The following is a 7,993-nucleotide window of genomic DNA, read 5'->3' as shown; positions in this document are numbered from 1 at the left end:
GGGCTTAGCAAAAGAAAGTAACCCGGCCGCGTCAGCGGACGGAAGCTCTGCTCTTGAAGTTGCTACATCGCTCTGCGGTAAGACACGCAGCAATCGCCGCGACGCGGTCGCGACTCGCGTCGCTCCTACCCTCGCGACAGTCTGCGGCCTCGATGAATAAGGGCAGCGGCGCAGCCTCTGCACATCCCGCGGTCGCGGCTCACGCCGCTCCTACAAGGGGGCGGTGGACTGCGCCCCCCAAAAACGAAATCGGAGCGCCGATCGGGGGGATGATCGGCGCTCCGTTGCATATCACCGCGACGTATCGCTCGCCGCGGCTTTGCAAAACTGTACCGAGGACGCGCCAAGCGGCGTGCCTTCGTAGAACGTGTCGCGTAGAACGGTTGCGGCATCCACCTGCGGTGGGAAGCGCGATTCGATGTCCTCATCCGCAAGCCCTCTCCCGCGAGGGGAGAGGGCATTGCCGGGTGCGGATTACCTCATGCCGTCTTACTTCAGGCCGCCTTACTTCAGACCGTCGCTGACCGCGGTGGCCAGGCTGCCCTGGGCGTCGTCGCCGCTGAACTCCCAGAAGAATGCGCCGCCGAGGTTCTGCGCCTTCACGTAGGTCATCTTCTGGCCGATCACGGCCGGGGTGTCGTAGCTCCAGAACGTGGTGCCGTTGTACTTCCAGCTCGCAGTGGCGTTGGCGTCGGTGTGGACGGTGCCGGCGAGGTTCTTGAGGACCTTGTAGTCCTCGATGCCGGCTTCGTAGGTGCCCGGTGCCGCGGTGCCGCTCTGGTACAGGCCGTTATTGACGTTGGGCACGTTGGTCCAGCCGCGGCCGTAGAAGCCGATGCCGAGGTTGAGCTTGGAGGCCGGCACGCCGCGCGACAGGAAGGCTTCGATGGCGTCGTTGGAGTTGTAGAACTTCTGGTCGCCGGTCGAAGGATCGTTCGGCGAGGCGAACAGGGCCGAGTGATGGTTGGTCTTCGGATCCCACGCGCCGTGGAAGTCGTAGGTCATCACGTTGATGAAGTCGAGGTACTGGTGATACGCGGCCGGGTCGGTGACGCGGATCTTGTCGATGCCGGCGCCCACGGCGACGGTCAGCAACAGGCCCGGACGCACCGCATCGAGCTGCTTGCGGAACTCGGCCATCAGAGCGTTGAAGTTGGCCTTGTCCTCCGGCGCGCCGCAGGAAATGCCGCAGGCGACCGGGTATTCCCAATCGATGTCGATGCCGTCGAACACGCCGGCCGCCGCACCCGGGCCGCCCGCGCTGTCGGTGACCGGCAGGTTGCCCTTGATGTAGGCGTCGACGCACGAAGCCACGAAGGCCTGGCGGTTCTCCGGACGCGCCGCGCTGGAGAAGCCGCGCGACCAGGTCCAGCCGCCGAGCGAAATCAGCACCTTGAGATTCGGGTGCTTGGCCTTGAGCTGCTTGAGCTGGTTCCAGTTGCCGCGCAGCTTCTGGTCCCAGGTGTCGCCGACGCCGCTGACGCTTTCGCCGGCCGGGAAGGACTTGGTGTAGTCGGCGAAGGCGTCGCCGCCGACGCCGGTGTTCGGATCGGAAGGCACGGTCAGGCCGACTTCGCAGCGGTTGTTGCGGACGTTGCCGAAGGCGTAGTTGATGTGGGTCATCTTCGCCGCCGAACCGCTGGTGTCGATATTCTTGACCCGGTAGCCGCGGCCGTAGATGCCCCACTGGACGAAGTAGCCGATCACCTTCTTGTTGCCGCCCGGACCGGTCGGCTTGGTGGTCGCGCTGAACGATGCGCTCTGCGCCGAGGCGTTGCTGGCGTTGTCGCGCGCACGCACGGTGAAGCTGTAGCTGGTGCTGGCGGCCAGGCCGCTGCTGACATAGCTGTTGCCGCTCGGCGAGCCGACCAGGCTGCCGTTGCGGTAGACGTCGTAGCCGGCCACGCCGCTGCCGCCGGCGTTGTCGGTCGATGCGTTCCAGGCCAGCGAGATGCTGCTGGAGGTCTGCGACGGCGAGGACAGCCCACTCGGCACGCTCGGCGGCGTGGTGTCGGTGGGGCCGGCGCCGACGGTGATGCTGACCGCGGACGAAGTAGTGGTCGCGTTCTGGTTGTCCTTGGCCACTGCAGTGAAGCTGTGGTTGCCGGCGGTCGCGTTGTTCCAGCTCACGCCGTAGGGCGAGCTGGTATCGACGCCGAGCGAAGCGGTGCCGCGGAAGAACTCGACGCTGGCGATGCTGCCGTCGCTGTCGGCGGCGTTGGCGCTGACGGCGATGTTGGCGCCGGCGTTGTAGTTGGCGCCGTTGCTCGGCGCGGTCAGCGAAACGGTCGGCGACTGATTGCCGGGGCCGGTGCCGCAGACGCCCAGGTCGACGTACCAGCCGCAGCTCGGACAATGCGTCGGCGGCGTGTTCCAGATCTGCGTGGCGGCTTGATAGAGATGGTTCTGGTACGTCAGCTTGTCGCCGGCGTTGTAGATCGTGGAGGGGTTCCAGGCAGGAACCCCGGTGCAGGACGCGCCCTGCGCATACGCCGTCGATAGCGACGACGCGGCGAACATGGCGGACAGCAACAGCAGGTTGGCGGACCGTGCGTGTCTCATGATGCTTCCTCTCTCCCGTGCATAGTCAAGACAGTGCCGGCCATGACCGGCCAGCGGCAGTTCCCCGCCGTGTTTGAAAAAAGGCCGTGGCCTTCCGTCCTGCATGGGAGGCTCGTGCCTCCTCGAGTGATCGGCGCTCGCGCCGTCGTGTGCTGTGCTGCGGTCCTGCGGCGTACTGCCGCCGTGGCGGCGCGACCGGTGCGATAGGCCGGTCGTACGCGGTGTCGCTGTGCGGCTGGGCCGCGATCCCTCGGCATCCTCCCTGCGATGACGCTGCGTTGGGTACGCCCGGACGGGCGCCTGCTCGCTGGTGGGCAAACTGGGCTCGTGTGACAACGTTGTCAACTCGTCATTCAAGCCTTTGCGCTCTGGTTCACAGAACGCCATGACAACGTTCGCCGAATGCAAAGGAATTTGCTGCGTCGCAGCGCGAAACGAAACTTGTTGATCTTGAAAAACAGTGACATAGAGGGATGTCTCAAAGACATTAATGCCCATCGCAAGTCATTGCCGGCGACAGTCGAGTGCTATGGCGCGGTGCAGCATCGGGAGTGCGCGAGATGGCGGCGATGCCGCGGGCGTCGATGAGGGGCGGTGCCGGCGACGCGTGTTCGCGACTTGTCAATGTCGCGCCGATGGCGGTCGCAGCTTGTCGGGTAGGAGCGGCGTCCTGCTGGATTTCCTTCGGTCACAAGCCGCGACCGCGTTGTTTCGGGTTTGCTGCGTTTCTCTCAAGCATGACCAAGATCAAACGCCAAAAGCTTCCGCCGCTGAAGCGGCGGGTTACTTTCTTTTGTCATAAGCAACAAAAGTCCGTCTGGATTCCCTTACATACGGGACGTCCCTGTCCCGATGAAAAACGGCCTGCATCCATGCAGGCCGCCCTCCGGGTCTTCGATTGCCTTCGCTAGTGCGAAGCTGCGCACAGCAACAGCAACAGCAACAGCAACAGCGACGGCGACGGCGACGGTAATCGTACGGCTGCGACGGCTTGGGGGTAGGAGCGGGGTCCGATTGGATTTACTTCGGTCACAAGCTGCGACCACGAGGCGCGCCGAGCGCTTCGAGGCGGCGGCGATTGAAGCGCTCGGGCGCTTCGACTTGCGGCGAACGGTCGAGTTCGTCGAATTCGATCAAGGTCGAGTGTGCGATGTTTCGGCTTGAGTTCGGCCGAGGCGAGATCGCGATTGATCGCGGATAGCCGAAGCCTTCGGGTTTCAGGCCGAACGAGGGGCGCCGCCGGTTCGGCAGCGCCCGACGACAGCGCGAGCAGCGCCGGCAATGCGGCGAGGATGGGTTTGCGCACCGGCGCTTCTCCTTGAAGGGGAAAATCCAAGCCGCGTCCCCACGGCGGTGATCGGCCAAGCCGACGCCCGGGCGACAGCATCGAGATCTGTTACAAATCGCCGCGCCGCTTGCCCCTATAGTCCGAGGCTTCCGGCGCACGGCCGGCCACCAGGGGACGAGCATGGATCTGCGAGTGTTGGGCGCTGTGGCGTTATGCGGTTTGATGGGGGCGATGCCGGCCTTGGCGACGCCGCCGGTGATCGTCGAAGCGCCGAGCTGTCCCCATCGAAAGCTGGATACGGTCGAGATCGAAGCCGGCAGCCGGGTCAGCGAGGGCACGATCGACCGTATGCCGACGCCGGTGAGTTACCGGCTGGCCTTCAACCGTCTCGCCGAGGTGGCGCAGGAGAAAGGCGCCAACGCGGTGGTGCTGCGCGGCCATCGCGCGACCTACTTCACTCGCGATGGCCGGCGTTCGAAGCAGGCCGTGCACGTGCAATTGCGGGGCGCCGCGATCCTGATCGAAGGCGACCTGGCGGACTGCGCGATGAAGCTGGTCAGCCCGCGCGACTACGCCACCCGCCCCGACGATCCGCGCATCGTGGAAACGCCGTCGACCCAGGCCTACGACGACTGAGGCCGGCGCGTTCGCGAGCGCCGGCGGCTTGAGCGCCGGCCGGGCTCAACGATGCTCCGACTCCGGCGTTGCCGAACGCAGCGCGTGTACGCGATCAGCGAGCACCGGCTCGTCGCGGCCGCCGTAGCGGGCGCGCAGCCAGTTCGCGAGTTCGGCGACCTGGGCGTCGTCGAGTTGCTGACCGAAGCCCGGCATGTCCTGCATGCGTTCCGAGCCCGGGAGGTCGTGCTCGGGCAAACCGTCGAGGATGGCGGCGATCAGGTTGTGCGGATTCGCATCGCGGAGGCTGCTGTTGCCGCGCAGGGCCGGTGGCCGCCGCGGCCGTGGCAACCGGCGCATAAGGCGAAATAACGATCCTGCGCAGGCGAGGCGGCGGCTGCGACGGCCGGATGCGCAAGCGTCGTGGCCGGGCGGGGCGAATCGCCGGTGAGATAGGTCGCGATGGCACCGAGGTCCTTGCCGTCGAGCCGGGTGGTCGACAGGTTCACGACCTTGAGCATTTCGTCCGAGGCCACCGCTGGCACTGCGGTGCCCGTGGCGAGATAAGCGCGCAGGCTCGCGCGGTCCCAGCCTCGCGCCGCCAGACCGGTTGGGGTGAGGTCGGGCGCGGCAAGGCGACCGAGCTCGTCGTTGCCGGTCAATGGGCGGTCGCGGTCGACCTGGCCGAGCCAACCGCGCGGGCTGTGGCATTCGCCGCAATGGCCGAGCGTTTCGACCAGGTACTCGCCGCGCTTCCACGCCGCCGAACTGCCTTGCGAGGCCGGCCGCGCCGTTGCGGGCCGGGGCTCAGTCGCCGCCTGCGCTCGCGAACTCGTCGCGCCAGGCGCGTATGGCCGCCGCCGCAGCGCGCGCGCGGGCCTGCAGCAGGAAATGCGGCGCGTCGATCTCGATGCCGTGCGCGTCCGGCCGGGCCTCGGCGACGCGCCGCCAGCTGTCGCGAGACACCAGGCGGTCGTGACGGGCGCGCAGGTACAGCAGCGGGCAGGCGATCTCGGCCAGGGCCGCTGTGACGTCGACCGCGCCGCCTTCGCGCAGGCGATGGCGCATCACTGCCGGATCGAGCGATGCCAGCAGCGGGCCCAGGCGCGCGCGCCATTGCGGCGAGGACCAGCGGCCGAGCATGGTTGCGGCGACCCAGCGCGTCGGCATGCGGGCCAACGGCAGCAGCCCGGCGAGCCGCGCCAGCGTTGCGGCGTTCAAGGGCGAGCCCGGCGGCCGCGGCGCGCGGGCGAACGATGCGCACAACACCAGGCCGGCGAGCCGCGGCGGCTTCGATGCGGCGAGGCGGATCGCGATGGGGCCGGAGAACGACTCGCCGATCAACAGATAGGGTTCGTCGGCCGGCATTCGCGGCCGCACCAATTCGACCAGTTCCTCGTAACCCAGGATGCGGTCGCGCGGGTAGGCGACGACCTCGGTGTCGAAGGCCGGCGCCATCGCCGCGACGAAATCCGACAGCAGTTCGCCAGTGCCGTCCATGCCGGGCAGCACGATGCAGCGCATCGCGCTCATCCCGGCCTCAGCACTCGATGACGTTGACCGCCAGGCCGCCGCGTGAGGTTTCCTTGTACTTGTCCTGCATGTCGCGGCCGGTGTCGCGCATGGTCTTGATGACCTTGTCGAGGCTGACCTTGTGCTTGCCGTCGCCGCGCATGGCCATGCGGTAGGCGTTGATCGCCTTGACCGCGCCCATCGCGTTGCGTTCGATGCAGGGAATCTGCACCAGGCCGCCGATCGGGTCGCAGGTCAGGCCGAGGTTGTGCTCCATGCCGATTTCGGCCGCGTTCTCGATCTGGCTCGGGGTGCCGCCGAGGGCGCCGACCAAACCCGCCGCGGCCATCGAACAAGCCACGCCGACCTCGCCCTGGCAGCCGACTTCGGCGCCGCTGATCGAGGCGTTTTCCTTGTACAGGATGCCGACCGCGGCCGCGGTCAGCAGGAAGTTGCGCACGCCCTGCAGGTTGGCCCCGGGGCAAAAGCGGTCGTAGTAGTGCAGCACCGAGGGAATGATGCCGGCGGCGCCGTTGGTCGGCGCGGTGACGACGCGCCCGCCGGCGGCGTTCTCTTCGTTGACCGCGAGTGCATACAGGTTGACCCAGTCGAGCACGGTCAGCGGATCGCGCATCGCCGCTTCGGGCTTGCTCGACAGTTCGTCGAACAAGGCCGGCGCGCGGCGCGAAACGTGCAGGCCGCCGGGCAGGGTGCCGGTTTCGCGGATGCCGCGCGCGACGCAGGACTGCATCGCGTTCCAGATCGCGTCGAGGCCGTCGTTGATTTCTTCGGTGCTGCGCCAGACCCGCTCGTTGGCCATCATCATCTCGGCGATGCTGAGGCCGCTGCGTTGCGCCTGCGCCAACAGCTCGTCGCCGGAATGGAAGGGATAGGGTTGATCGGTGGTGTCGGCAACGATGCGGTCTTCGGCCGCTTCGTCCTGGTTGACCACGAAGCCGCCGCCGACCGAGTAGTAGTCGCGCGTGGCGATGACTTCGCCGGCCGCGTCGTAGGCGGTGAAGCGCATGCCGTTGGTGTGGAACGGCAGCTTCTGGCGCTTGTTCATGATCAGATCGTGCTTCTCGTCGAAGCCGATCTCGTGGCGGCCGAACAAACGGATGCGCTTGGTACTGCGGATGCGTTCGAGCGCGGCCGGGATGATGTCGGGATCGATCTGGTTCGGCCAATGGCCTTCCAGCCCCATCAGCACGGCCTTGTCGGTGCCGTGGCCGCGGCCGGTCAGCGCGAGCGAGCCGAACACTTCGGCGCGCACGCGTGCGGTGCGGGCGAGGTCGGCGCCTTCGGCTTCGCTGTTGCAGCCTTCGATGAGCCAGCGCTCGATGAAGCGCGCGGCGGCGCGCATCGGGCCGACGGTGTGGGACGAGCTCGGGCCGATGCCGATCTTGAACAGGTCGAAACTGCTGACTGCCACGGGCTTGCTGCTCCAACGAAGGAAGAAGTCGGACGATGCTGGCGGACCGCGCGCCGCCGGCATCCGGACCGCGATGCCGCGGGAGGCGCGGAGCCGCTTATTCTACGCAGGTCGACCTGTTCCCGACGCCATACTGCGCCGCATTGCCGTGATCACGACCGCTCCCGCCCTGACCCTGTTCCAGCGCGACGACTGCCACCTGTGCGATCTCGCGCTGGAGGTGCTGGCGCAGGCGCGCGCGCCCGAGTTCGAGAGCGTCTTCATCGACGAGGACGAGGGCCTGGAGGCGCTGTACGGGATGCGGGTGCCGGTATTGCGGGATGAGGCGGGTGGGGTGGAGTTGGATTGGCCGTTCGATGCGGCGGCGGTGGCGCTGTTGTTGGGGCGGACGGGTGAGGAATGAGGGATCGGCTTGCGTCTACTGGTTGCGCGCCTCGCTGCTGCTCCCCCCTTTGAAAAAGGGGGGCAGGGGGGATTTGCCGTTGCCGTAAAGATTCTGCTGTTGCTGTTGCTGTGCGTCGCGGCGAGCTAGCGAAGGCAATCGAAGACCCGGAGGGCGGCGCGCAGGGATGCGCGCCGTTTTT

The 7,993-nt window shown here is 67.2% G+C and carries 8 protein-coding genes; 2 read left to right on the top strand and 6 right to left on the bottom strand.

The window, feature by feature from the left end:
- Positions 1–504: 504 nt before the first annotated feature.
- Positions 505–2,562, bottom strand: a complete 2,058-nt coding sequence (locus EX88_RS27395; RefSeq protein ID WP_051885447.1) for a glycosyl hydrolase family 18 protein — start codon at positions 2,560–2,562, stop codon at positions 505–507.
- Positions 2,563–3,591: 1,029 nt separating this feature from the next.
- Positions 3,592–3,927, bottom strand: a complete 336-nt coding sequence (locus EX88_RS26325) for a hypothetical protein (protein ID WP_152566429.1) — start codon at positions 3,925–3,927, stop codon at positions 3,592–3,594.
- 103 nt (positions 3,928–4,030) lie between these two features.
- Between EX88_RS26325 and EX88_RS0122510 the strand changes: the two genes are divergently transcribed.
- Complete coding sequence (locus tag EX88_RS0122510; protein WP_152566428.1) at positions 4,031–4,486, top strand: hypothetical protein; 456 nt, start codon at positions 4,031–4,033, stop codon at positions 4,484–4,486.
- 45 nt (positions 4,487–4,531) lie between these two features.
- Here EX88_RS0122510 and EX88_RS26650 read toward each other — a convergent pair whose 3' ends face one another.
- The 4 genes from EX88_RS26650 to EX88_RS0122495 all read right to left on the bottom strand — a co-directional run bounded on the left by EX88_RS26650 (position 4,532) and on the right by EX88_RS0122495 (position 7,409).
- Entirely contained in the window at positions 4,532–4,690 is a 159-nt protein-coding gene (locus EX88_RS26650) for a c-type cytochrome (RefSeq protein ID WP_161786173.1), read from the bottom strand.
- Between the two features lie 53 nt (positions 4,691–4,743).
- Positions 4,744–5,127: a hypothetical protein gene (locus EX88_RS26320; protein ID WP_152566427.1), complete on the bottom strand. Its 384-nt coding sequence runs from the start codon at positions 5,125–5,127 to the stop codon at positions 4,744–4,746.
- 145 nt (positions 5,128–5,272) lie between these two features.
- Entirely contained in the window at positions 5,273–5,998 is a 726-nt protein-coding gene (locus EX88_RS0122500) for an alpha/beta fold hydrolase (RefSeq protein WP_031374229.1), read from the bottom strand.
- Between the two features lie 7 nt (positions 5,999–6,005).
- On the bottom strand, positions 6,006–7,409 hold the full coding sequence (locus tag EX88_RS0122495) for an L-serine ammonia-lyase (RefSeq protein ID WP_031374228.1): 1,404 nt from the start codon (positions 7,407–7,409) through the stop codon (positions 6,006–6,008).
- Positions 7,410–7,578: 169 nt separating this feature from the next.
- Here EX88_RS0122495 and EX88_RS0122490 point away from each other — a divergent pair, with 169 nt between their 5' ends.
- On the top strand, positions 7,579–7,812 hold the full coding sequence (locus EX88_RS0122490) for a glutaredoxin family protein (RefSeq protein WP_036149863.1): 234 nt from the start codon (positions 7,579–7,581) through the stop codon (positions 7,810–7,812).
- Positions 7,813–7,993: the final 181 nt, after the last annotated feature.

Source organism: Lysobacter antibioticus, from assembly GCF_000731095.1.
Classification (GTDB): Bacteria; Pseudomonadota; Gammaproteobacteria; order Xanthomonadales; family Xanthomonadaceae; genus Lysobacter; species Lysobacter antibioticus_B.
The sequence above is the reverse complement of the archived record's forward strand: the minus strand, read 5'-3'. Positions and strand labels throughout refer to the sequence as shown.

What these genes read in the sequence shown, in the direction of transcription:
- EX88_RS27395 (WP_051885447.1), bottom strand. Translation starts at nt 2,562, where the DNA reads ATGAGACACGCACGGTCCGCCAACCTGCTGTTGCTGTCCGCCATGTTC.
- EX88_RS0122510 (WP_152566428.1), top strand. Translation starts at nt 4,031, where the DNA reads ATGGATCTGCGAGTGTTGGGCGCTGTGGCGTTATGCGGTTTGATGGGG.
- EX88_RS26650 (WP_161786173.1), bottom strand. Translation starts at nt 4,690, where the DNA reads ATGCAGGACATGCCGGGCTTCGGTCAGCAACTCGACGACGCCCAGGTC.
- EX88_RS0122500 (WP_031374229.1), bottom strand. Translation starts at nt 5,998, where the DNA reads ATGAGCGCGATGCGCTGCATCGTGCTGCCCGGCATGGACGGCACTGGC.